Source organism: Bradyrhizobium oropedii (genome assembly GCF_020889685.1).
Taxonomy (GTDB): Bacteria; Pseudomonadota; Alphaproteobacteria; order Rhizobiales; family Xanthobacteraceae; genus Bradyrhizobium; species Bradyrhizobium oropedii.
On record NZ_JACMYO010000036.1, the window covers coordinates 1 to 22,531 of the forward strand.

Below are 22,531 nucleotides of genomic sequence, written 5' to 3' on the forward strand. Positions count from 1 at the left end.
CATCGCAGCCTGCTCGACGATCCGCTCGCAGTCGCCGTCGCGCTCGGCGGCCGCGAGCTCGCGGCCATCGCGGGCGCCGTGCTGGCAGCGCGGGCAAGATCGATCCCGGTGCTGCTCGACGGCTTCGTCGCGACATCGGCGGTGCTGCCGCTGGCGCGGCTTGCGCCCAACGGTCTCGCACATTGCCGCGCCGGGCATGTCTCGGCCGAGCTCGGCCATCGCCAGATGCTGCGCGAACTCGGGCTCGCGCCCCTGCTCGATCTCGAGATGCGGCTCGGCGAAGCCTCCGGCGCAGGGGTTGCGATCCTGCTGCTGCGCGCGGCGCTCGCCTGTCATGGCGGCATGGCGACCTTTGCCGAGGCCGGCGTCTCCGGCGCGGGCTAAAGCTGCAGGTTAGCCGAACAACTCCCCAAAAAGCCGGTGCATACCGCCCGCAAGGGCCGAATCTTCGCGTGCGCAGCATGACCTCTGCGCGCCAGAGGCCTAACGTCTGCGCCGGTGGGACGCCATTCGGCGCCTCAGCCATGCTGAACCAGATACCGGGGAGAAATCGCGTCATGTCGGGAGTCCTCATCAATCTGATCATTCAAGTCATCAGCGGAGCCGTCGGCGGCAATGTCGCTGCCGGAGCGGCCAAGAACATCGATCTCGGCACGCTCGGAAACACCATCGCAGGCGCCATCGGCGGCGGCGCGGGCGGACAGCTTCTGGGCATGCTGATTCCGCTGCTCGCCAATTCCGGCGCGACGCCTGACATCGGCAGCATCATCGGACAGGTCGCCGGCGGCGGCGTTGCCGGCGCAGTGCTGACGGCGATCGTGGGCGCGCTCAAGAACCGGGCAGCCTGAGCCCGCCGATCATGGCGGATAGGGCATCGGTCTTGACGATGCCCCATTCCGGCGCGAGCCTTGCGGCTTCGGATGCGGTGCGACCTCGACCGCATCGTCGGCAGGGATTGCGCTGATGAAAATATTTGTCGCGGCGGCAGCCCTCTGCGCAACGGTTGGCTGCGCGCAAGCCGACGTTCGGATCCTCGCCAGCCCCGGTGGCCAGGTCGGCCCGTTCATCGATCTGTTCGACAAGGTGCGCGAGTCCGGTGAGCGCGTGGTGATCGACGGGCCGTGCCTGTCGGCCTGCACGCTCGTGCTCTCGATGGTGCCGGGCGACCGCATCTGCGTGACGCGGCGCGCCGTGCTCGGCTTCCATGCCGCGCGCTCGATCGACCGGCGCGGCCGAACCTATGCGGAGCCGGAAGCCTCCGAGGCGGTGCTGGAAGCCTACCCGGCGCCGGTGCGCGGCTGGATCGTGCGCCGCGGCGGCCTGACCTCGCGCCTGCTGCTGCTGCGCGGCCGCGAACTCGCCGCGATCTATCCGCGGTGCAGGTAGGCTACGTGCGTCTCCTAGGGTGGGTTAGCGAAGCATAACCCACCGTCTTTGGTCTGCGTGACGGGCAGCGGGTTACGGCTTCGCCTAACCCGCCCTACGATTCTTTGTCCCGTCATCCTGAGGAGCCGCGCAGCGGCGTCTCGAAGGATGCACGGCCCCGGCTGGTGGCCGTCGACCCTTCGAGACGCACGCGAGTGCGCGCTCCTCAGGGTGACGGTCCGATTACCGGGCCGAGCAACCGCCTACATCCCCTGCGGGCAGTTCACCATCCAGGGGATGCCGAACTGATCGACGCACATGCCGAAGCCGTTGGAGAAGAAGGTCTTGCCGAACGGCATGGTGACCGTGCCGCCTTCGGACAGCGCCTTGAAGCGGCGTTCGGCCTCTGCGGGATCCTCGACCTGCAACGACACATGAAAGCCCTGCGGCTTCTGGAAGTGGCCGGGCGGGGCGTCGGAGGCCATGATGATCTCGCCGTCGATCGAGACCCTGGCGTGCATGATCTTGTCCTTCCAGCCGGGCGGCGTCTGCATCTCCGGATTGCCCTCGCCGTAGGGATAGGTTTCCTCGATCCGCGCACCGAGAACCTTCTGGTAGAAGTTCAGCGCGGCGCCGCAATTGCCGTCGTAGGAGAGATAGGGGTTGACCTGCATCGCATGCTCCCTGGGTAGATTCTCGTTTTGACGCGTTTTCTTCACGCGAACCGGAAACCACTTCGCTCGAAAACGCTCGCTATTTTTCAGTCAGCTTCTTCAGATTGGCGAGACCGGCCTCGAAATCCTTGCCGATCATGTGATCCAGGTTGATGAACACCTGCATCACCTTCGACATGAAGACGGCCGGACCATACATGGTCCATGTGACGCTGGTCGCATCCCCCTGCGGCAGCATTGTGAACTCGGCGGTGTTGTGGCCTTCGAACGGCTTGAAGAAGTCGAGCTTGATGACGATCTTCGACGGCGCGGCGGACTGCAGGATCTCCATGCGGCCGGAACCGACATTCTTGTTGCCGTCCCAGGCATAGGCCGCGCCCTGCCCGCGCTCGGCGCCGCTATAGACGCGCTTCATGGCGGCATCCCGGTTTTCATAAGGCGACCAGACCGTCCACTGACGGAAATCGTTGATCAGCGGAAAGACCCGATCGGCCGGCGCATTGATGCTGACCGCACGCGTGACCCGAAGCGTGCCCGGCTTGGTCGCCGCGATGACGAGGATGACGGCGATCGCGACGGCGAGGACAATCGCGATGATGGCAATGGTCTCGAACATAACTGTCTCCACAGGGTGAATTGAGGAATAGCTTAACGACGGAACGGCAGCAGCGCACGCAGATTGCCGTCCCGCAGATAGAGCCCGCCCCACACCATCAGGCCGAGATAGACCCCGAACAGCGTGTGGCTGAACAGCGGGCTGCCGATCCGCACATGGGACGCGATCGCACCGCCGAGATAGCCGGTGAGCAGGATGGCGCCGAGGATCGAGGTCGGCGGCACCGAGTACAACAGCGTGCAGACGATGGTGATGATGCCGAGGCTGCGCGCCAGCGTGTCGCTCGCACCAAAGCCCATCTTGTCCATGGTCTCGGTGACGACAGGCAATGGCAACAGCTTGATCGCGCCATCGAACAGCAGGAAAAGGATAACCACGCCGCTCATGACGCGGCCGGTGATGCGGGCGGGCTTTGAGACTTCGGTGTCGATGATCGTCGGCATGGCGGGCTCCGTAACGCTTGGTGATGCTCTGCCTCCATGACGAACGACAGGACGACGGGCCGACAAGGACGGTGAAGATTTTTTGAGATTCGTCATGGCCGGGCTCGTCCCGGCCATCCACGTCTTCCTTCTTCGCGGCATCCAAAGACGCGGATCCCCGGCACAAGGCCGGGCATGACGTGCAGCAATGTTGGGAGCTACTTCGCCTTCACGTTGCGCGGCTGGCTGTCGCGCATCAGGCGGTCGATATGCATGCGGATGTGGGCGGCTTCCGCGGTGGTGTTGGCGAGCGCGATGGCGCGGTCGAAGGTGACGCGGGCCTCCTCGTTGCGGCCGAGTTGCATCAGGAAGGCGCCGCGCACGCCGAAGTAATGGAAGTAATTGGAAAGCCGCGGCGCCAGCGGCTCGATCATCTCGAGCGCGGCTTCCGGCCCCTTCACCTTGGAGACCGCAACCGCGCGGTTGAGCGTGATCACTGGCGACGGCTGCATGATCTCGAGCGCACCATAGAGCAGGTCGATCTGGGTCCAGTCGGTATCCTCGGGCTTTTCCGCGCGGGCGTGGAGTGCGGCGATCGCGGCCTGCACCTGATAGGGGCCGCTGCGGCGATGGCGCATCGCCTTGTCGATCAGCGCTGCGCCCTCGGCGATCAGCTTCTGATTCCACAGGCTGCGGTCCTGGTCGTCGAGCAGGATCACCTGGCCATCGGCGTCGAAGCGCGCGGCGGCGCGGGCATGCTGCAACAGCAGCAGCGCCGTCAGCCCCATGATCTCCGGCTCGCTCTGGAACAGCCGCAGCAGCAGGCGGGCAAGGCGAATCGCCTCCTCGCACAGCGGCGAGCGGATTTGAGCGGTGTCGCCGCTCGCCGAATAGCCCTCGTTGAAGATCAGGTAGATCATCGCCGCGACCGAGACGAGCCGCTCGCTGCGCTCGACCGCGCCCGGCGTCTCGAACGGCACGTTGGCGTCGGCGACGCGCGCCTTGGCCCGCGTGATGCGCTGCTCCATCGCGGCTTCCGAGACCAGGAAGGCGCGCGCGATCTGCTTCACCGTCAGGCCGGAGACGATACGCAGCGCGAGCGCGATCTGCTGGGTCGCCGGCAGATCCTTGTGACAGCAGATGAACAGCAGCCGCAGGATATCGTCGCGGTAATGCGAGCCGTCGAGCCGCTCGGCAAGCTCGTCCTCGGCGTCGTCGAGGTCGGAGATCGCCTGGTCGTCGTCGGGCAGCGGTTGCTGCTTCTTGTTGCGGCGAACCTCATCGATCGCGACGTTGCGGCCGACCATGATCAGCCACGCCGCGGGATCGCGCGGCGGGCCGTTCTGCGGCCAGCTCTTGAGCGCCCGCAGGCAGGCGTTCTGGAAGGCTTCCTCGGCGGTGTCGAGATTGCGGAAGTAGCGCAGCAACGCGCCAACCGCCTGGGGACGCGCCGATGTCAGCGTGGCATCGATCCAGGCGGTGTCGGTCACGCTCACGTCTTTGCGCTCCCCGGAGTGAAGTGGCCGACCGGGCGAATCTCATAGGTGCCGCCGGGATTGGCCTCGCCGAGGTCGCGCGCGATGTCGAGCACCTCGTCGAGGTTCTTGCCCTCGACCAGATAGAAACCGAGCAGCTGCTCCTTGGTCTCGGCGAACGGGCCGTCCAGCACCAGCGGCGGGTTTTCCTTGCGCAGCGTGGTCGCGGCCGTGGTCGGCAGCAGCCGGGCCACCGGGCCGAGCTTGCCTTGCTTTGCGAGCTTGTCCTGCACGACGGACAGTTTCTGCATGACCGAGGCGTCGTGCTCCTTGCTCCAGGAACCGACCATGTCTTCGTCATGATAGCAGAGGATGGCGTACAGCATCGAAAAGGCATCTCCGTTCATTGCAAGAACGAACGATTATGCCCGCTGCCGACAGGCCGAGCGAAAGAAATTTAGGTTCCTGATGGCGGCGATGGATTTCGATCGAAGCCTCGTGGCGAGCCTCGGCAGACCGGACGCTGGACCGCGGCGCTGGCGCATGTCCAGCACCGCGACGGTCCTCGTGTGGCGATCCGGCGCGCCTTTGGTCGCATCGCTCTTCCGCTGACGAATGTGGCTCTTCGTCACCAGGCGAGATGCGTGCTGCCTTCATGGCTCCGGAAGCCGCAGGCCGAGCGAGAGCAACGGCCGGTTGTGCCTGCGCGGACGCGTCGGCATTTGCGAGCACGAGGCTGCGGCGATCGCCTGCGCAAGATGTGACGGCGACGACCGACGATCAAAGCTGAGGCCCGGATCAGTTTGTGCATGGAAGTTATCCCCTGTTGATGGCAGGAGACCCGAGACGGGCATGACCCGTTATGTGACGTGCATCACATTGACTTTGGAGGTATCTGGATGGGTAAGGGCGCACTCGCGCTGCTGATCAACGGCGGCTCGGAAAACTGGTCGTCGACGCGCTGGAAGGCGCGGTTCGACGCGGTCTGCCCCGACCGCTCTGTGGTGCTGCTTCCGGATGGCGCGCTCGACCCCGCCGAGGTGCACTATGCCGCGGTGTGGAAGCCGAAGCCGGGCGAGCTCGCGGCGTTCAAGAACCTGCGCGTCGTTTTCAACCTCGGTGCCGGAGTCGATGCGCTGATGGCCGACCGCTCGCTGCCCGACGTGCCGCTGGTGCGGGTTTCGGTCGGCGACCTCACCGACCGCATGACCGAATATGTCGTGCTGCATGTGCTGATGCATCACCGCCAGGAGCTTTATCTGCGGGAGTCGCAGCGGGCAAAGCGCTGGGCGCCGGACTACCAATGGGCGGCAAGCGCGATCACCGTCGGCGTGATGGGGCTCGGCACCCTCGGCGCGGCCTCGGCGCATGCGCTCCGCGCGCTCGGCTTCCGGGTCGTCGGCTGGAGCCGCAGCGAGAAGCGGATCGACGGCATCACATGCTATCACGGCACTGAAGAGCTCGATGCATTCCTGCGCGCAACCAACATCCTGGTCTGCCTGCTGCCGCTGACGCCGGATACGCGGCATGTGCTCAACCGCGATGCGTTCGCCAAGCTGAACCGCAACAGCCCGCTCGGCGCGCCCGTCATCATCAATGCCGGCCGCGGCGGCTTGCAGAACGAAGCGGACATCCTGCGCGCGCTCGACGACGGCACGCTGGGCGCCGCCTCGCTCGACGTCTTCGAGACCGAGCCGCTGCCCGAGGCGAGCCCGTTCTGGAGCCACCCGAAAGTGGTGCTGACCCCGCACAACGCCGCCGACACCGACGCCGACGAGATCTCGAAATACGTCGCGCAGCAGATCGCACGCTTCGAGGCGGGCGGCGCGCTGGAAAACATGGTCGATCGCAAGCGGGGATATTGAGGCCGGCGGGAGATATTAAGGCAGTGTCGTCCCGGGCAAGCGAAGCGCGACCCGGGACCCATAACCACCGATGCTAATTGATGAGCGATGCTGGAACGGCGAGTGCAGTTCACTACGCCGGCCGCAGGGTATGGGTCCCTGCTTTCGCAGGGACGACGAGGTTGATGGGGCAGCGCTTCACCGACGAAGCGCTGTCCTCGGCCGCGCCTCAGCCCATCCCCGCAACGATCTCCGCGAGCCGGTCGTAAGCCGGCTCGACGCCCTTCTCGATGCCGGAATTGAGATGACCGTCGCGCGCCTCCTTGGTCGGGTGGCGGATCGTGGTCGTCAGCGTGGTGGTGCCGCCGGCCTCGACGAACGTCGACGTCACCAGATACTCGTCGCTGGTGAAGCCGGGCATCGAGAAGGTTTCGCCGAATGCAAGCCGCTCCGGGCGCACCACCTCGCGATAGGTGCCGGTGAGTTCATGCTCGATGCCCTCGGACGAACGGAACACGAAGCGATAGCGGCCGCCGACGCGCAGGTCTACCTCGCACACCGGCATCGCCATCGCGTCGCAGCCAAGCCAGCGAACCAGATATTCCGGCTTGGTCATCGCGTCGAACACGAAGCGCCGCGGCGCGTCGAACTGGCGTGTCATGGCGAACTCGAAATCCGACGGGGTCGTGATCCTCAGCGTCTTATTCACGCGTGCGTCCACGTTGCTTCTCCTTGGTTACTCTGACTTTGCGGTTGCTACGCGGCGGGGCCTTCACGGCCTCATCCGCCTTCATCTCCTCGAGCAAGCCGTCGAGGCGGTTGAAGCTCTCGTCCCAGAAGCGGCGGAAATTCCCGAGCCAGCCGTCGACCTGCTTGAACGAGGCCGGCGCGATGCGGCACGGCCGCCACTGCGCCTCACGCCCACGCGAGATCAAGCCGGCATGCTCCAGCACCTTCAGGTGCTTGGAGATCGCCGGCAGGCTCATGTCGAACGGTTTTGCCAGCTCCATCACTGAGGTCTCGCCGAGCGCAAGCCGCGCCAGGATCGCGCGCCGGGTCGGATCGGCCAGCGCCGCGAAGGTCGAACTGAGGGGGTCCAGCGGCATGTACTTAGCTCATCGGTTAAATAACCTTTGGGTTAAGTACGCCCGAACGACGCGCGCGTCAACGGCCGATTTTGGCAACTGACGCAGACGACGGCAGTACCCTCCCTCTCCCCGTTCTTACGGGGAGAGGGTTGGGGTGAGGGGCTGCCTCCGCGAGTTGCGAACGAGGTTGGACCTGTCCCCCCTCACCCGGAATGCATCTCACGATGCATTCCGGCCTCTCCCCGCACGCGGGGCGAGATGAAGCGAAGTCCGATCTCGATCTTACGATTTGCGCGCGAAGGTGACGTGCGTGGCGTTCGGGCTCGCGACCTGTGAAACGACGGCATAGCCGAGAGCGGGCAGATCGATGCCGGCGAACAAATTCTCGCCGGCGCCGAGCAGCACCGGCGACAGCGCCAGTTGCACCTCGTCGAGCAGCCGCGCCTCAAGAAATTGCCGCACCAGCGACACGCCGCCGCCGACCCGGATGTCCTTGTCTCCGGCAACCGCGCGCGCCCGCTCGAGCGCGGCGTGAATGCCATCGGTCACGAAATGAAACGTGGTGCCGCCTTCCATCACTAGGTCGGGCCGTGCGTGATGGGTCAGCACATAGGTCGGCGTGTGATAGGGCGGATTGGGGCCCCACCAGCCTTTCCAGGCATCATCGGGCCACGGCCCGCGGATCGGGCCGAACATGTTGCGCCCGAGGATCCAGGCGCCGATATTTTCCATCGATTTGCGCGCGATCTCGTCGTCGAGCCCGGTGCTGCCGCCATCCTGGCCGAAGGTCTGGCGGAACGTCCGCGTCTGGAGGAACCAGCCGGGCAGCACCATGCCGCCTTCGCCGAATGGATTTTCGAGGCTCTGACGCGGCGCCGCGCCAAACCCGTCGATCGAGACCGAGAATGCTGAAGTCCTGACTTTTCCCATGAGATTTCGCTTCCGTGAGGGGGGAGACCTTACGGAAGACGGGTGGGAAAACCAGCACCCGACATTTGATCGGTAAGAAAATTTGCCGCTTCTATTTGGCCCGGCACATCACGTCGACGGCGCCCTTCACGATCGCCTCGAGTTCCCCGCGCGGCACACGTGCTCGGGCGCGGATGGCGATGGTGTGGATGGTGGCCGACGCAAGATGCGCCAGCGACGCCGGATCGGCGCCGTCAGGCAACTCGCCGCGCTCCTTGGCATGGCGGAAGCAGATGCCGAACGCCTTGTCGAGCTCGGTCAGGCCCTCCAGCACCATGGCGCGGATATCCGGATCCGACACCGCTTCCGACGCCGCGGTCATCACGGTGAAGCAGCCGCGCGGGCCGGACTCGCCGGACAGATAGATGTCGAGCGCGATCCGATAGATGCGCTCCAGCCGCTCGCGCAGCGGCGCATCGGCGCGGAAGATGTCGACCATCGCGGCGCGCGCGTCGTCGCGATAGCGCTGGTAGCTCTTGATGTAGAGCTCGCGCTTGTCGCCGAACGCACCATAGAGGCTCGGCCGATTCATGCCGGTCGCGGCACTGAGATCATCGAGCGAAGTCGCGGCAAAGCCGTCGCGCCGGAATAGATCGAGAGCCTTGCCGAGCGCGACATCCGGCTCGTAGGCGCGCGGCCGCCCGCGGCGCTTCGGTGCGACCGGCGCCTCGATTTTGGCAGCAGATGGCGGCTTCTTATTTTTTTGTACCATTTCGCATTAAATTCCTTGACCGGACAAATATTATCCAGGACAGTACAAAAATCAATAACGGCCGGCACGCCGCGCCAGACACCGCCAAGGAGGCACCCCATGGACCTTTATTTCTCGCCCCTCGCCTGCTCGATGGCGACCCGCGTCGCGCTCTATGAAGCGGGCCAGCCGGCCAATTATCTCGAGGTCGATCCGAAGACCAAGCAGGTGCGCAACGACGGCTCCGACTTCAACAAGGTCAACCCACTCGGCCTGGTGCCGACGCTGCGCACCGACGACGGCGTGGTGCTGACCGAGAACGCCGCGATCCTGCAATATGTCGCCGACCAGTTCCCGCGGGCCGGCATCGGCACGGCGTCGAATGCCGAGCGTTCAAAGCTGCATCAATGGCTGTGCTTCATCGGCACCGAGCTGCACAAGGGCCTGTTCCTGCCGCTGCTCGACAAGAAGGCGCCGCCGGAGGCCAAGGTCTATGCGCTGGAAAAATACGCCTCGCGGCTCGATTATGTCGAGGACCATCTGAAGGGCCGCGACTATCTGCTCGATCATTTCAGCGTCGCCGACGCCTATCTCGTCACCGTCATCAACTGGACCATGGCAACGCCGCCGATCGAGCTCGCGAAATGGCCGGCGCTGAAGGCCTATTACGAACGCCTGCGCACCCGGCCATCAGTTGCGAAGGCGGTCGCCGAGGAGTTCGATCTCTACAAGGCCGAGATCGCACGGCACAAGGCTGCGGCGTAAAGCACATTCTCGTTTCGAAGGTGACGGCCTCCGAGCGGGGGCCGTCCATCCTTCGAGGCTCGCTCCGCTCGCACCTCAGGATGACGGAGCGAGGACTCGCGCGTTGCAAGACTGGCAACGCACTCAGCCTTATGCCCGTCATGCTGAGGAGCCGCGAAGCGGCGTCTCGAAGCGCGACGGCCCGACTTTCACCAAGATGTCCCGTAGCCCGGATGGACGCAGCGCAATCCGGGAATAATGTATCCGCGGAAAGGCCGCCCCGGATTTCGCTTCGCTGCATCCGGGCTACGCGTCGCTAGAACGGCTCCTGCCCCAACCCCGGCACATCGGCTGGACGCGGGCCCGGCGCGGGCCAATGGAAGCGGCGGTCCTTCTCTGCGATCGCGATGTCGTTGATCGAGGCCTCGCGCCGGCGCATCAGGCCGTGCTCGTCGAACTCCCACTGCTCGTTGCCGTAGGAGCGAAACCAGTTGCCGCCGGCGTCGTGCCATTCGTACTGGAAGCGCACCGCGATGCGGTTGCCGTCGAACGCCCAGAGATCCTTGATCAGGCGATACTCCCGCTCCTTTTCCCATTTGCGGGTCAGGAAGGCCACGATCGCCTCGCGGCCCTCGAACACCTCGGAGCGGTTGCGCCAGCGGCTGTCCTCGGTATAGGCGCCGGCAACCCGAACCGGGTCGCGCGAATTCCAGGCATCCTCCGCCATGCGCGCCTTCTGCGCGGCGGTCTCGCGGGTGAAGGGCGGCAGCGGCGGACGTGACATCGGCGATCCCTCGCGGTTGGTTGGTCGCACGCAAATCTATCGCCGCGCCACGCAGAGTCGATGGGGCATTCCCTATCACCCGATAGCTAGGCCAGATCGGCCTTCATCAACGCGCGGATGGACTTCGGAATCGGCTGTGCCCTGCCCTGGCTGACGAAGGCAACACGCACCTGCGCCTTCACAAGCACATCATCGCCGCGCCTGACCTCCTGCGCGAGCATGATGGAAGCCCCCTTCACCGCGATCGGCCAGGTCACGACGTCGAGCATGTCGTCCATCCGCGCGGGCTTGAGGAAGTCGAGCGTCATCGAGCGCACGACAAAGGCGAAGCCGCCGGTCTCCTCCTGCGCCTCCTCGAACAGCGCGTTCTGTTCGGCGCCCATCAGACGGAGATGATTGGTGCGCCCACGCTCCATGAACCGCAGGTAGTTGGCGTGGTAGACGATGCCGGAAAAGTCGGTGTCCTCGTAATAGACGCGGACCTGCATATGGTGTCGGCCATCGCGGATCGCGCCGTCGATATGGGGTAAGGTCAATTGCGGCCCCTCGATTGCCTTCGGAACGGGAACGACAATCGTGTTGCGCAAATTGCTCGATCACGCAAGCGCGGTCAGGACACCACCGACCCTTTTGCGCCGAGCGTGACCTGCACGATCTCGGGCGGTACGCCGAGGCGGAACGGCATGATGCTGCAGCCAAGGCCGCCGGAGACGACGACGTCGCATTTCAGCTTGATATGGCCATAGGCGAGCCGCATGCCGTGCTTGACCGGCACCGCCGGCGACCAGCCGAGCAGCCGGATCTGGCCGCCATGGGTGTGGCCGGAGAGTTGCAGCGCAACGCGCGAGGGCACGCGAAGCGCAACATCAGGCTCATGCGCGAGCAGGATCACCGGCGCATCGTCGGTGACCTTTGCGAGTGTCCCGTTGAGATCGTCGACGCCGATGCGCCTGATCTCGCGATAGCGTCGCGCCGCCATGAAGGCGAGCTGGTCGCCGAGGCCGGCGAGCCAGAACGGACGGCCGTCCTTGACGAGCCGCACCGCGTCGTTCTCGTAGACCGGGATGCCGGCCCGCTCCAGCGCGCGGCGCGCAACCGGCGTGCCCTGGCCCTGACGTTGCACCGTCTTGTCGTCCCAATAATCGTGATTGCCGAGCACCGCATGCACGCCGAGCGGCGCCTTCAGGCCCCTCAGCACCGCAGCCCATTCTGATGCCGGAATGAAGCGGGTGACGTGGCGCAGCCCGGCGACATAATCACCGAGCAGCACGATGATATCGGGATTGAGCGCATTGGTCCGCTTCACGATCTCTGCGATGCGATCGAGCGACATCCAGGGATCGCAGGCGTGAATGTCGGCGAGCGCGGCGATCTTGAGCGGAAAATCCGACGGCCATTGCCGCGGCGACAGATCGTAGCGCGTCAGCGTGAGGCGGACGACCGGCTCGCTCAGGCCATAGGCCGCAGTCGAAGCCGTGGCGGCGGTCAATCCGCCGGCGGTGCGTAGAAAATTTCGGCGTGAAATCATGGACGTTTGATCGGTGATGCCTGGCGCTTCCTAAAGCGCCGTGAACGACCATAGGCCTTTTGATTGGAGCGAAATTGGGCCGTGTTTGTGCAGGCGGCCAGCAGACGCTTCGCAATGGTTAGCGCGCACGGTTACCGGCAGCGGAATGCGCTGCACCAACACGTCTGTTCACGTCTTCGAGAGCGAGGCTCAGTCCTCGTCGCCGTTGCCGCCGAACAGGCCGAACTGCGAGGGATCGCGGTTCGGCTCGGCGAGGTCGAGATGGCGGAAGGCGTGCGAGGTCAGCAGCCGGCCGCGCGGGGTGCGCTGCAAATAGCCGCACTGGATCAGATAGGGCTCGATGATGTCCTCGATCGCATCGCGCGGCTCCGACAGCGCCGCCGCCATCGTCTCGACGCCGACCGGCCCACCGCCATAGTTCAAGGCGATGGTGGTGAGGTAGCGCCGGTCCATCGCATCGAGCCCGGCGCTGTCGACCTCGAGCGCGCTCAGCGCACGGTCGGCGATGCCGCGATCGACGGAATCGGCGTCCGCAGCGGAGGCAAAGTCACGCACGCGGCGCAGCAGGCGGCCGGCAATGCGCGGTGTGCCGCGGGCGCGGCGCGCGATCTCGTTGGCGCCGTCGGGGCTCATGCCAATGTTGAGCACGCGCGCGCCGCGGGTGACGATCTTCTCCAGCTCTTCCACGGTGTAGAAGTTGAGCCGCACCGGAATGCCGAAGCGATCGCGCAGCGGATTGGTGAGCAGGCCGGCACGCGTCGTCGCGCCGACCAGCGTGAATTTCGACAGCTCGATCTTCACCGAACGCGCCGCGGGGCCTTCGCCGATGATCAAATCGAGCTGGAAATCCTCCATCGCGGGATAGAGCACTTCTTCCACCGCCGGGCTGAGGCGATGGATCTCGTCGATGAACAGCACGTCCCGCTCTTCGAGATTGGTGAGCAGTGCCGCGAGGTCGCCGGCCTTCGCAATCACGGGGCCCGAGGTGGCACGAAAGCCGACGCCGAGTTCGCGCGCGACGATCTGCGCCAGCGTGGTCTTGCCGAGACCCGGCGGACCGACGAACAGCACGTGATCGAGCGCCTCGCCGCGCTTCTTGGCGGCCTCGATGAAGATCGAAAGATTCTTGCGCGCCTGCGCCTGGCCGACGAACTCGGTCAGCGACTGCGGACGCAGCGCGGTATCACCGACATCGTCGGAGCGGCGTTCGGGCGTCACCATGCGGGGCGGCGTGTTCATATAGGATATTTTCCAACCATCCTGCTGCCCACACGAGAGAGCTGAACTCCGACAAACAGTACCAAACCTTGGGCTAGAAAGAGCGAAGCTGCATCGTTGAACTTCGACAGCGCAAACTCAGCAGTACAAACCAGTGCCACGACCGCAAGAACGTTCCACCAAGCGACTGAGCCACGAACTTTGGCGATGAACGCGACCAAAACCCCGACCACGAGCGCGGGAAGGGACCATATTTGGATCATCTTGAGGAAGAATCCAGCAAAGTCCCGAGAGAACGAGAAACATCGAATGACACGGCTCAAGAAGCACAACGAAGCCGACCAACCCAACATGACAAGACTTCCGGTGATCAGAGTCCCGAGGGAGACGACGACCGTCGTGTAGCCGAACCGAGCCAAGCCGGATCTGGGGAGGCTTTGTACCACGCTCACTTCGACAATTCCTTCAGCCCCAGCCGGATCAGCTGCGCGGTCTCGGCGCTCTCACCGGCGCTGCGCGAAGCGGCGGCGATCGCGGCGGCAGCCTGCGGCTGGCCGTAGCCGAGATTGACCAGCGCGGAGATCGCATCCGTCACCGGGCGCGGCGCGCGGTTGTTGTCGATTGCACCTGACAGCTGCACCACCGCGGGATCGACATCGGCAAAGCCCGGCGCCTTGTCCTTCAATTCGCTGACGATGCGCTCGGCGACCTTCGGCCCAACTCCCGGGGTCCGTGCCACCGCCGCCTTGTCGCGCAGCGCGATTGCATTTGCGAGGTCGGTCGGCGGCAGCGTGCCGAGCACCGCGAGCGCGACCTTGGCACCGACGCCCTGCACGGTTTGCAGCAGGCGAAACCATTCGCGCTCATGATCTGAGCGGAAGCCGAACAGCTTGATCGCGTCCTCGCGGACATAGGTCTCGATCGAGAGCACCGCGGCACCGCCCGGCTGGGGCAGCGCCTGCAACGTGCGGCTGGCGCAATGCACCTGATAGCCGACGCCGCCGACGTCGAGGATCACGTAGTCCTCGCCGTAGGAATCGATCAGGCCCTTCAGCTTGCCGATCATAAGTTCGCCACCCTGAGCCGCAGCGCGGCGCTCTGGCGGTGATGCGCGTGCGTGATCGCGACTGCGAGCGCGTCCGCGGCATCGGCGGACGGCGGTTCGGCTTTCGGCAGCAGGATCTTCAGCATCACCTGGATCTGGTTCTTCTCGGCATGACCGGCGCCGACCACGGTCTTCTTGACCTGGTTCGGTGCGTATTCGGCGACCGAGATACCGAACATTGCGGGCGCCAGCATGGCGACGCCGCGCGCCTGGCCGAGCTTCAGCGTAGCGACGCCGTCCTTGTTGACGAAGGTCTGCTCGACCGCCGCCTCCGCCGGTCTGAAGTCGCCGAGCACGGCGGCCAGCCCTTCATGGATCGCGAGCAGCCGGTTCGCCAGCGGCAGATCGTCGGGCGGCTCGACCGAACCGCAGCCGATATAGACCAGACGGTTGCCTTCGGTCTCGATCACGCCCCAGCCGGTGCGGCGGAGACCCGGATCGATACCGATGATGCGGACGGGAGAGCGAATCGGCTGGGATGTCATGGGGTAGTGATACCGCCTGCGCCGGGAGAACGAAACACAAACGGAATGCTCATACCCGGGAAAGCGCAACACCTACAGTCGTCATGCAGTCGTCATGCGCGGGCTTGACCCGCGCATCCATCGATCAAAATGCTTTTGTCTTGATGGATTGCCGGTCCTCTAGCGCGAAGACGCGCTTCGCGCTTTAGCCTGGCAATGACAACCAGCTAGCCGCCCATCTTCGCGATCAGCGCGTCGGAGACCTCGAAATTGGCGAACACGTTCTGAACGTCGTCGTGCTCATTGAGCAGGTCCATCAGCTTCAACAGCTTCTCACCGGTCTCGTCGTCGACCGAGACGGTGTTCTGCGGCTTCCAGGTCAGTGCCGCCTTGCGCGGCTCGCCGAACTTCGCTTCCAGCGCCTTGGCAACTTCGCGGAAGGTGTCCTGCGAGGCGTAGACCTCATGGCCGCCCTCGCTCGAAACCACGTCGTCGGCGCCGGCCTCGATCGCGGCATCCAGCATCGCGTCGTCGGAGGCAACCTTGGCGTCGTATTCGATGATGCCGGTGTGGTCGAACATGAAGGCGACCGAGCCGGTTTCGCCGAGATTGCCGCCTGATTTCGTGAAGAAGGAACGGATGTCGGAGGCGGCGCGGTTGCGATTGTCGGTCAGCGCTTCGACGATCACGGCGACGCCACCGGGACCGTAGCCCTCATAGCGGATCTCGTCATAGTTCTCGCCATCGCTGCCCGAGGCCTTCTTGATGGCGCGCTCGATATTGTCCTTGGGCATGTTCTCGACACGCGCCGCCACCACGGCTGCGCGCAGCCGCGCGTTCATCGCCGGATCCGGGGTGCCGAGCTTGGCCGCCACGGTGATTTCGCGGGCCAGCTTGCCGAAAAGCTTCGACTTCTGGGCATCCTGCCGGCCCTTGCGGTGCATGATGTTCTTGAATTGGGAATGGCCGGCCATGCGACGTCTCTTCGGAGCTTAGGGTCTGAACACGGGTGGAAAACGCGGCCTTATAGGCCCCTGGCGACCAAAATCAAAGGTCGGCAGGGACCGTCCGGCAGAGGAATACTACCGCAAGCCGGAATATGAGGCACTTGTTAACCATGACTTCATGCCCGGATGCGAGGATCGCCCCGGTCCCGCCGTAACTCTCCAAGAACCCCCAAAGAGCTCCCATGGCGTTCGGTTTGTTTCGAAAGCAAGTGCCGGAGCAGGCCGCGCCTGCCGTCGCGCCGCAGGTTCCGACCGCGGCTGCGCCTGAAGTCGCAACCGAGACTGATTCGACCAGGGATTCGTCCAGGGAGATCCTGGAACTGCTGGAACTCGAGCTCGGCGCGATGATCCGCCAGCTCGAGCGCGCCGCGGGCTCGGTCGCCGACGGCGCCGAAGCGACGGCAGCCAAGCTCGCGACCATCCGCTCCCGCACCGACGCCCTCACCGGCCGCAGCAGCGATGCGCAGAGCACCGCAACGACGTTCTCCGAGGCCGCCGACCGCTTCACCCATTCCGCCGAAGGCATCGGGGCGCAGGTGCGCAGCGCGAGCCAGCTCGCCGACGATGCCGCCGCCGCGGCGCGCGAGGCCACCGCCAACGTCGATCGGTTGCGCGAATCCTCGGCCGCGATCGGCAATGTGGTCAATCTGATCGCGCAGATCGCGCGGCAGACCACGCTCCTGGCGCTCAACTCGACCATCGAGGCCGCGCGCGCCGGCGCCGCCGGCAAGGGCTTTGCGGTGGTCGCCACCGAGGTCAAGGCGCTCGCGGTGCAGACCCAGAGCGCGACCGAAGAGATCACGCGGAAGATCGAGGCGTTGCAGAAGGACGCCACCGGATCGGCGGACGCCGTGCATCGCATCTCGGAGGCGATCGAAAAAATCCGCCCGGTATTCGACAACGTCAACGGCGCGGTCGCCGAGCAGAACCAGATCACCGGCGAGATGGGCCAGAATGCGGCCTCCGCCTCCCACTTCATCGTCTCGGTCGGCACCAGCGCCGGCGAGATCGATTCGGCAACCCAGGAAGCCGCCGCGCATGGCGACAATGTCGCCAAGGCCGGCAAGGCGGTGACCGCCTTCGCCCAGAAGCTGAAGGCGCGCTGCGCGGTGCTGCTGCGCCAGGACGAGCGCGGCGATCCGCGCAAGAACGAGCGGCTGCCTTGCAGCCTCACCATCGAGGTCACGACTGCGCGGGGCATCGTCACCGCGCCGGTCTACGAGATCGCGATGGACGGCATCCTGATCGGCGGGCCAGACGCCGGGAAGTTGCCGGCCCACGAGACCCTGAGCGCAACCCTGCAGGACGTCGGCGCGTGCCGGATCAGGATCGCCGACCGCGCCAAGGCAGGTAGCCAGGCGCGGTTCGAGGCGGCGACATCAGAGCTGCGCGAGAAGATCGAAGACCGGATGTGGGCGATCCACGAGGAGAACGCCGAACTGGTCACCCGCGCGATGGAAGCAGGCAGCGCGCTGAGCAGGATCTTCGAGAACGGGCTCGACAGCGGCGCGATCGCGATCGCCGACATGTTCGACACCAACTATGTCGAGATCGCAGGCACCAACCCGGTGCAGTACCGCACCAGGATGCTGGACTGGGCGGATCGTTCGCTGCCCGCTTCGCTCGAGGCGTTCCTTGCCAAGGACAAGCGCCTGACGTTCTGCGCGACGGTCGATCGGAACGGCTACCTGCCGGTCCATAACAAGATCTACTCGCAGCCGCAGCGGCCGGGCGACGTGGCATATAACACCGCCAATTGCCGCAATCGCCGCATCTTCAACGATGCCGCTGGCCTTGCCGCCGCGCAAAACCAGCGCGCCTATCTGGTTCAGAGCTATGCGCGCGACATGGGCAACGGCACCACCGTGATGATGCGCGAGATCGACGTGCCGATTCGCGTCCGCGGCCGGCACTGGGGCGCCTTCCGCACCGCCTACAAGCTTTGATCGGAATTCTTGTAGCCCGGATGGAGCGAAGCGTAATCCGGGACACGCAGTGCACGCTCAGGCAAGACCGGCGACGCGAATCACGCTTTAGATCGGAATGGGAATGCTGCGGCGGCTCGACAGGCCGCTGTGACGGGAGGACGTGCTGACATGTCGGCTGCGCAGCTTGCAGTGCTGGATATCTCATCGGACCGGACGCTGGCCGAACGGCTGGTCGACCAGCTTGCCGACCGCATCGGCGGCCTCGGGGTCGAGCTTGCCGACATCGCCGGCAACATCCAGGAGGTCGCGAATCGCGTCAGCAGCCAGTCGGAGCGGTTCCATCATCTGCAGGAGACCGCCGAGATCATGGTCTCGGCCAATCACGACATCGCCAATGCCTCGCAGGCGGTGCAGACGACTGCATCCGCCGCGGTCGGCCAGATCGCGGAATCGCGCAACGCCGTCGAGACGGCGGTCAGCCACATCGCTGAGCTCGTCGCCGCCGTCGGGCGGATCGAGGCCCGGCTCGCCGCGGTCGGCTCCGCGCTGAGCCAGGTCGCCAAGGTTTCCGGTTCGATCGAGGCGATCGCCAAGCAGACCAATCTGCTGGCGCTCAACGCCACCATCGAGGCCGCGCGCGCCGGCAACGCCGGGCGCGGCTTTGCCGTGGTCGCAAGCGAGGTGAAGAACCTTGCGGAAGCAACGCGCCAGGCGACGCACCAGATCTCCGACACCGTCCGCGATCTCGACGGCCAGATCGGCAGCCTGATCGGCGAGAGCAGCGATGCCTCGCTGCGCGCCAAGAGCGCCGGCGAAGGCGCCCAGCAGATCTCGGGCATCATCACGCGCGTCCAGGAAGGCTTCTCATCCGTCGGCGCCGAGATCGGCAGCGTTGCGCGCGCCGCGACCTCCAATCTCGGTCATTGCGACACGGTGATCACGGAGCTGAACGAGCTTGCCAAGGGCGTCGATCTCTCCTCGCGCGACCTCAAGCACGCCGACGGCCGCGTAGCGAAGCTGCTCGAGCTTTCCGAGAGCCTGATCGTGACGATCGCCGACAGCGGCGTGGAGACCTCGGATGCGCCGCTGATCCGCGTCGTGATCGAGACCGCAAAGCGGATCTCCGAGCTGTTCGAGGGTGCCGTCGCACGCGGCGAGATCACGCTCGCGCAATTGATGGACGAGAAGTATCGCGAGATCGCGGGGACCAATCCGAAGCAGTATCTGACCGACTATGTCAGCTTCACCGACCGCGTGCTCCCCGCGATTCAAGATCCGATCCAGAAGACCGATCCGCGCATCGTGTTCTGCGTCGCCTGGGCATGCAGCGGCTATCTGCCGACCCACAATCCGAACTACCGGCTGCCGCAGGGGCCGGACCCGGTGTGGAACAACGCCAATTGCCGCAACCGCCGCTTGTTCAACGACCGCGCGGTAAGCAAGGTCGCGGCCAACACCAAGCCGTTCCTGCTGCAGACCTACCGCCGCGACATGGGCGGCGGCAATTTCGTGCTGATGAAGGACCTGTCATCGCCGATCGTCGTCAACGGCCGCCACTGGGGCGCGTTCCGGATGGGCTTTCGACAGGGGTAGTTGCCGCAACCGTCATTGCGAGGAGCGACAGCGACGAAGCAATCCATCGCTCCGCGAGTGCCGAGAGATGGATTGCTTCGCTCCGCTCGCAATGACGAGCAGAGCTGCAATTCTATCCTCACTTCACCCAAAACCCCGGCACCGCGGGCTCGAGCCGCCCGCCGGCGCGCACCGGCGCGACCTTGACCGCAAGCCCGGTCGTATCGTCGGTCTCGACCGCGATGCCGCTCAGCGTCGCAACGCCGCCGGCCGGCTCGAACCGGCCGGAGGGAATGCCGGTGAGGAAGCGCTGCAGCGGCTCCTCCTTCTGCATGCCGATCACTGAATCATAATCGCCGGTCATGCCGGCATCGCTCATATAGGCGGTGCCGCCGGGCAGCACCTGGTGGTCGGCGGTCGGCACATGGGTATGGGTCCCGACCACGAGGCTGACGCGGCCGTCGCAGAAGAAGCCGACGCCTTGCTTCTCGCTGGTGGCCTCGGCATGGAAATCGAGCACGATGGCATCACAGCCTTCGCGCAGCGGGCAGGCCTCGAGCTCGCGATCGATCGCACTGAACGGATCGTTGGAGGACGGCTCCATGAAGACGCGGCCGATCGCGTTGAGAACCAGCGCGCGCTTGCCGCTCTTCGTGTCGACCAGCGTGGCGCCACGGCCGGGCGAATGACGCGGGAAATTCAAGGGGCGGATCAGGCGCGGCGCGCGCTCGATGAAGACCAGCGCCTCCTTCTGATTCCAGGCATGGTTGCCGAGCGTGATCGCGTCGGCGCCGGCATCGAGCAGCTCCTGATAGATCGCCTCGGTGATGCCGAAGCCGCCGGCGGAATTCTCGCCATTGACGACGACGAGGTCGAGCGACCAGTCCCTGATCATGCCGGGAAGGTGGTCGGCGATGGCGGTGCGGCCGGTCCTGCCGACGACGTCACCAACGAAAAGAATACGCAAGGCTAGGCACTCCGGAAATCGAACGTCTTGCGCTCCGTTAGCACATAATCGAGCGGGACGTCGTGCGACAGCGCCGGAATGGCCTTGGTTTCCTGTGCAGCAAAGGCGACCCCGACCCCGATCACATGCTTGGCCTTGCGCAGATGTGCAAAGGTATAGTCGTAATAGCCGGCGCCATAGCCGATGCGGTGACCGAGCTTGTCGAATGCGGCCAGTGGCACCAGCATCACGTCGGGATGCACCTCGGCCGCGGCCGGCGACGGCTCGGGAATGCCGAGCGGCCCGAGCATCAGGCGGTCCTGCGGCGACCAGTTGCGGAAGGTCAGCGACTGGCCGCGCGCATTGATGCAGGGCAGTGCGAGCCGTGCCCCCTTGTCGGCAAGCTTCTTCATCAACGGCGCCGGATCGAGTTCGCTGCGGATCGGTGCATAGCCGGAGATGATCATGCCCTGCGTGATCTCGAACGGCGCGCCGCGCTTGGCAAGCGCCTCGGCAGCAGTCGCGCGCTGCTCGTCGCTCAGCGCGTCGCGCTTGGCGAGGGCAAGCGCCCGAAGCTCGGCCTTCGATGGAGACGCGTGCATGATCCATCTCCGCTGTCGTCGTCCGCGACAACGGACGATCCATCATTCCACAGACGCTAGCTTTCGTAAGACCAGCCGCGGCGCGCCGGACGCCCTGCTTCGCAGGGGACAGCGCTGCACCACAATCGAACCGCCGCCGCGCGACGACAAGGCAACAGCAAAAATAGTGCGAAGCCGCAGAGGCCGTTGGAGCGCTCGATCCCGGAGTTCCCTACGAAAGTAGGTGGGCACCATATGTCCGGGTCCACGGACCCGGCCAGGGACAGTTCCCTAAAGGATCGATAAGGCCCCGGGGATATATGGCTCCTGACGCACGACGCAGCTTCGCGGGGGCTAATCTAGCTATCGTTGCCGCAATCCGCCAGCGGTAAGGCAGACGCAGAGCTCATGCTTTCTCTTCACCCTCCCCTGGAGGCCACTTGCGGGGAGAAGCGTTGCCAAAATATCGAAAACAACCCCATGCAAAGTAGCCGGCGGTGGCCGGCGTTCGACCAGGCGACTTGACGTGTCGGGCAACTCACGGATACTCTTCCAATATTCCGAAATCCAGGAAATGCACGCTCGCCCCAAGGGGGCTTATGGCATTTGCGTGCTTCTGTAACCGACGTTTCCACGTCGCCATAGCTGATCGCCATATGCGATAGGCCTGCCCCTCCACGGGAGGGTGGAGCAAAATCATCCGATCGCGATGCCGCCGCCGACGGTGCGGTTGAGCACCTGCGTGGTGCGCTCGATCCGCTCGGCGGCGGCGTTGAGCGCATTGGAGACCGCGGTCTGGGTCGCGCGGGCACGGTCGGTGGCGGCGACACGGGCATTGCGCAGCTGCTCGACCTCTTCCTCGAGGCTGCGGATGCGCGCGCTCGCATCGACCAGCTCGTCGCAGGCGGTGAGCGCCGCCATCACCGTGAGCCTGGCATCGCCGATCTCGCCGAACTTGCCGCGCAGGGATTCGACGCGTTGCTGGAGATTTTCCGCGAGCTTCAACAGCCGCACCTCCTGGCCCTCCTCGCAGGCCATCCGGTATTGCCGGCCGTTGATGGTGACGTTGATGTGGCTCATCTGCCTTCTCCGCCCTCGAGCACGGCGCGAATCGTGCCGATCGCCGCGTCGAGCTTTTCCGCGATGTCGCGATTGACGCGCTCGAGCTTGCGCGACTTCACCAGCGATCCGTCGAGCTCGTCGGCAAGGCGGGAGCGATCGGCGCCGAGTGCCTGGATCCGGCTCGCCAATTCATTCTCGTCGCGGTCGGCCTCGCGCCGCCGCTCCACCGAGCTTTCCAGCGCATCGAGCGCTGACATCAGCCGCTTGGTCGCAGCATCGATATCGGCAAGCGGTGCCTCGGTATTGCCAGACCCGTTGGCGAGACGATCACTCATGACACGCGGCGCGGACCCCTCAGGTAGGCCATTAGAGATGGCTGCCGCACGGCAAAACTGGCGGTTCGGCAAGCGTTTACGGGACGAAATTTACGTGGCAAGCGAGCCCAGCG

Annotated in this window: 29 protein-coding genes and 1 other RNA gene; 8 read left to right on the plus strand and 22 right to left on the minus strand. The window is 65.2% G+C overall.

The features are described from left to right. The 3 genes from H8A95_RS12665 to H8A95_RS12675 form a co-directional block, all read left to right on the plus strand. Positions 1 to 384 (plus strand): nicotinate-nucleotide--dimethylbenzimidazole phosphoribosyltransferase (locus H8A95_RS12665; RefSeq protein WP_229183456.1); only part of this gene is annotated, 384 nt, incomplete at its 5' end. A gap of 173 nt (positions 385 to 557) precedes the next feature. After that, entirely contained in the window at positions 558 to 848 is a 291-nt protein-coding gene (locus tag H8A95_RS12670) for a hypothetical protein (RefSeq protein ID WP_016842535.1), read from the plus strand. A gap of 115 nt (positions 849 to 963) precedes the next feature. Further along, positions 964 to 1,386, plus strand: a complete 423-nt coding sequence (locus H8A95_RS12675; RefSeq protein ID WP_229183458.1) for a hypothetical protein — start codon at positions 964 to 966, stop codon at positions 1,384 to 1,386. Positions 1,387 to 1,628: 242 nt separating this feature from the next. On the opposite strand, the gene H8A95_RS12680 is transcribed toward H8A95_RS12675, so the two are convergent. From H8A95_RS12680 to H8A95_RS12700, 5 genes are all read right to left on the minus strand, one after another. Next, positions 1,629 to 2,039, minus strand: coding sequence for a VOC family protein (locus H8A95_RS12680; RefSeq protein ID WP_229183460.1), 411 nt, complete (start codon positions 2,037 to 2,039; stop codon positions 1,629 to 1,631). A gap of 79 nt (positions 2,040 to 2,118) precedes the next feature. After that, positions 2,119 to 2,655, minus strand: coding sequence for an SRPBCC family protein (locus tag H8A95_RS12685; RefSeq protein ID WP_229183462.1), 537 nt, complete (start codon positions 2,653 to 2,655; stop codon positions 2,119 to 2,121). Positions 2,656 to 2,687: 32 nt separating this feature from the next. After that, positions 2,688 to 3,098: a DoxX family protein gene (locus H8A95_RS12690; protein ID WP_229183464.1), complete on the minus strand. Its 411-nt coding sequence runs from the start codon at positions 3,096 to 3,098 to the stop codon at positions 2,688 to 2,690. A gap of 197 nt (positions 3,099 to 3,295) precedes the next feature. Next, entirely contained in the window at positions 3,296 to 4,573 is a 1,278-nt protein-coding gene (locus H8A95_RS12695) for an RNA polymerase sigma factor (RefSeq protein WP_229183466.1), read from the minus strand. Beyond that, entirely contained in the window at positions 4,570 to 4,938 is a 369-nt protein-coding gene (locus H8A95_RS12700; RefSeq protein ID WP_229183467.1) for a YciI family protein, read from the minus strand. Before H8A95_RS12700 ends, H8A95_RS12695 begins: the two co-directional genes overlap by 4 nt. Between H8A95_RS12700 and H8A95_RS12705 the strand changes: the two genes are divergently transcribed. Then, positions 4,925 to 5,164: a hypothetical protein gene (locus H8A95_RS12705; RefSeq protein WP_229183469.1), complete on the plus strand. Its 240-nt coding sequence runs from the start codon at positions 4,925 to 4,927 to the stop codon at positions 5,162 to 5,164. The genes H8A95_RS12700 and H8A95_RS12705 overlap by 14 nt on opposite strands. Before the next feature lie 287 nt (positions 5,165 to 5,451). Further along, positions 5,452 to 6,417, plus strand: a complete 966-nt coding sequence (locus H8A95_RS12710; protein ID WP_229183471.1) for a 2-hydroxyacid dehydrogenase — start codon at positions 5,452 to 5,454, stop codon at positions 6,415 to 6,417. Positions 6,418 to 6,625: 208 nt separating this feature from the next. On the opposite strand, the gene H8A95_RS12715 is transcribed toward H8A95_RS12710, so the two are convergent. From H8A95_RS12715 to H8A95_RS12730, 4 genes are all read right to left on the minus strand, one after another. Beyond that, positions 6,626 to 7,105 carry an SRPBCC domain-containing protein gene (locus H8A95_RS12715; RefSeq protein WP_229183473.1) on the minus strand — a complete coding sequence of 160 codons (480 nt, stop codon included), beginning with the start codon at positions 7,103 to 7,105 and terminating at the stop codon, positions 6,626 to 6,628. Next, positions 7,098 to 7,496, minus strand: coding sequence for an ArsR/SmtB family transcription factor (locus H8A95_RS12720; RefSeq protein ID WP_229183526.1), 399 nt, complete (start codon positions 7,494 to 7,496; stop codon positions 7,098 to 7,100). Before H8A95_RS12720 ends, H8A95_RS12715 begins: the two co-directional genes overlap by 8 nt. A 270-nt stretch (positions 7,497 to 7,766) precedes the next feature. Beyond that, positions 7,767 to 8,414: a dihydrofolate reductase family protein gene (locus H8A95_RS12725; RefSeq protein ID WP_229183475.1), complete on the minus strand. Its 648-nt coding sequence runs from the start codon at positions 8,412 to 8,414 to the stop codon at positions 7,767 to 7,769. Between the two features lie 91 nt (positions 8,415 to 8,505). Beyond that, positions 8,506 to 9,165, minus strand: a complete 660-nt coding sequence (locus tag H8A95_RS12730) for a TetR/AcrR family transcriptional regulator (protein ID WP_229183476.1) — start codon at positions 9,163 to 9,165, stop codon at positions 8,506 to 8,508. 99 nt (positions 9,166 to 9,264) lie between these two features. Between H8A95_RS12730 and H8A95_RS12735 the strand changes: the two genes are divergently transcribed. Next, positions 9,265 to 9,909 (plus strand): glutathione binding-like protein, encoded by a 645-nt coding sequence (locus H8A95_RS12735; protein ID WP_229183477.1) that lies wholly within the window; start codon positions 9,265 to 9,267, stop codon positions 9,907 to 9,909. Between the two features lie 295 nt (positions 9,910 to 10,204). On the opposite strand, the gene H8A95_RS12740 is transcribed toward H8A95_RS12735, so the two are convergent. From H8A95_RS12740 to H8A95_RS12775, 8 genes are all read right to left on the minus strand, one after another. Beyond that, positions 10,205 to 10,672: a nuclear transport factor 2 family protein gene (locus H8A95_RS12740; protein ID WP_223966795.1), complete on the minus strand. Its 468-nt coding sequence runs from the start codon at positions 10,670 to 10,672 to the stop codon at positions 10,205 to 10,207. Positions 10,673 to 10,758: 86 nt separating this feature from the next. Continuing rightward, on the minus strand, positions 10,759 to 11,208 hold the full coding sequence (gene ybgC, locus H8A95_RS12745) for a tol-pal system-associated acyl-CoA thioesterase (RefSeq protein WP_021076499.1): 450 nt from the start codon (positions 11,206 to 11,208) through the stop codon (positions 10,759 to 10,761). Between the two features lie 74 nt (positions 11,209 to 11,282). Continuing rightward, positions 11,283 to 12,200, minus strand: a complete 918-nt coding sequence (locus tag H8A95_RS12750) for a metallophosphoesterase (RefSeq protein WP_229183478.1) — start codon at positions 12,198 to 12,200, stop codon at positions 11,283 to 11,285. A gap of 189 nt (positions 12,201 to 12,389) precedes the next feature. Continuing rightward, positions 12,390 to 13,439: a Holliday junction branch migration DNA helicase RuvB gene (gene ruvB / locus H8A95_RS12755; protein ID WP_274617405.1), complete on the minus strand. Its 1,050-nt coding sequence runs from the start codon at positions 13,437 to 13,439 to the stop codon at positions 12,390 to 12,392. Then, a complete protein-coding gene (locus H8A95_RS12760; protein ID WP_229183479.1) occupies positions 13,436 to 13,870 on the minus strand; it encodes a hypothetical protein in 435 nt (144 codons plus the stop codon). Before H8A95_RS12760 ends, ruvB begins: the two co-directional genes overlap by 4 nt. Then, a complete protein-coding gene (gene ruvA / locus H8A95_RS12765; protein WP_163161482.1) occupies positions 13,867 to 14,484 on the minus strand; it encodes a Holliday junction branch migration protein RuvA in 618 nt (205 codons plus the stop codon). The genes H8A95_RS12760 and ruvA overlap by 4 nt, the downstream gene beginning before the upstream one ends. Beyond that, a complete protein-coding gene (ruvC, locus tag H8A95_RS12770; RefSeq protein ID WP_229183481.1) occupies positions 14,481 to 15,008 on the minus strand; it encodes a crossover junction endodeoxyribonuclease RuvC in 528 nt (175 codons plus the stop codon). Before ruvC ends, ruvA begins: the two co-directional genes overlap by 4 nt. A gap of 206 nt (positions 15,009 to 15,214) precedes the next feature. Beyond that, positions 15,215 to 15,961, minus strand: a complete 747-nt coding sequence (locus H8A95_RS12775) for a YebC/PmpR family DNA-binding transcriptional regulator (RefSeq protein ID WP_229183482.1) — start codon at positions 15,959 to 15,961, stop codon at positions 15,215 to 15,217. Between the two features lie 215 nt (positions 15,962 to 16,176). Between H8A95_RS12775 and H8A95_RS12780 the strand changes: the two genes are divergently transcribed. Then, positions 16,177 to 17,940: a methyl-accepting chemotaxis protein gene (locus H8A95_RS12780; protein ID WP_229183483.1), complete on the plus strand. Its 1,764-nt coding sequence runs from the start codon at positions 16,177 to 16,179 to the stop codon at positions 17,938 to 17,940. A 150-nt stretch (positions 17,941 to 18,090) separates the two neighbouring features. Beyond that, the gene (locus H8A95_RS12785) at positions 18,091 to 19,515 is read left to right on the plus strand and encodes a methyl-accepting chemotaxis protein (RefSeq protein ID WP_229183484.1); all 1,425 of its coding nucleotides are present in this window, start codon (positions 18,091 to 18,093) and stop codon (positions 19,513 to 19,515) included. A 118-nt stretch (positions 19,516 to 19,633) separates the two neighbouring features. Here H8A95_RS12785 and H8A95_RS12790 read toward each other — a convergent pair whose 3' ends face one another. From H8A95_RS12790 to H8A95_RS12810, 5 genes are all read right to left on the minus strand, one after another. After that, positions 19,634 to 20,461 carry a TIGR00282 family metallophosphoesterase gene (locus H8A95_RS12790; protein WP_229183485.1) on the minus strand — a complete coding sequence of 276 codons (828 nt, stop codon included), beginning with the start codon at positions 20,459 to 20,461 and terminating at the stop codon, positions 19,634 to 19,636. Positions 20,462 to 20,463: 2 nt separating this feature from the next. Further along, on the minus strand, positions 20,464 to 21,042 hold the full coding sequence (locus H8A95_RS12795) for a 5-formyltetrahydrofolate cyclo-ligase (RefSeq protein WP_163160673.1): 579 nt from the start codon (positions 21,040 to 21,042) through the stop codon (positions 20,464 to 20,466). Positions 21,043 to 21,209: 167 nt separating this feature from the next. Further along, a non-coding RNA gene (gene ssrS, locus H8A95_RS12800) (6S RNA) lies at positions 21,210 to 21,370 on the minus strand. Positions 21,371 to 21,717: 347 nt separating this feature from the next. After that, positions 21,718 to 22,101 (minus strand): cell division protein ZapA, encoded by a 384-nt coding sequence (locus tag H8A95_RS12805; RefSeq protein WP_229183486.1) that lies wholly within the window; start codon positions 22,099 to 22,101, stop codon positions 21,718 to 21,720. After that, complete coding sequence (locus tag H8A95_RS12810) at positions 22,098 to 22,418, minus strand: DUF4164 domain-containing protein (RefSeq protein ID WP_163160672.1); 321 nt, start codon at positions 22,416 to 22,418, stop codon at positions 22,098 to 22,100. The genes H8A95_RS12805 and H8A95_RS12810 overlap by 4 nt, the downstream gene beginning before the upstream one ends. Between the last annotated feature and the right edge of the window lie 113 nt (positions 22,419 to 22,531).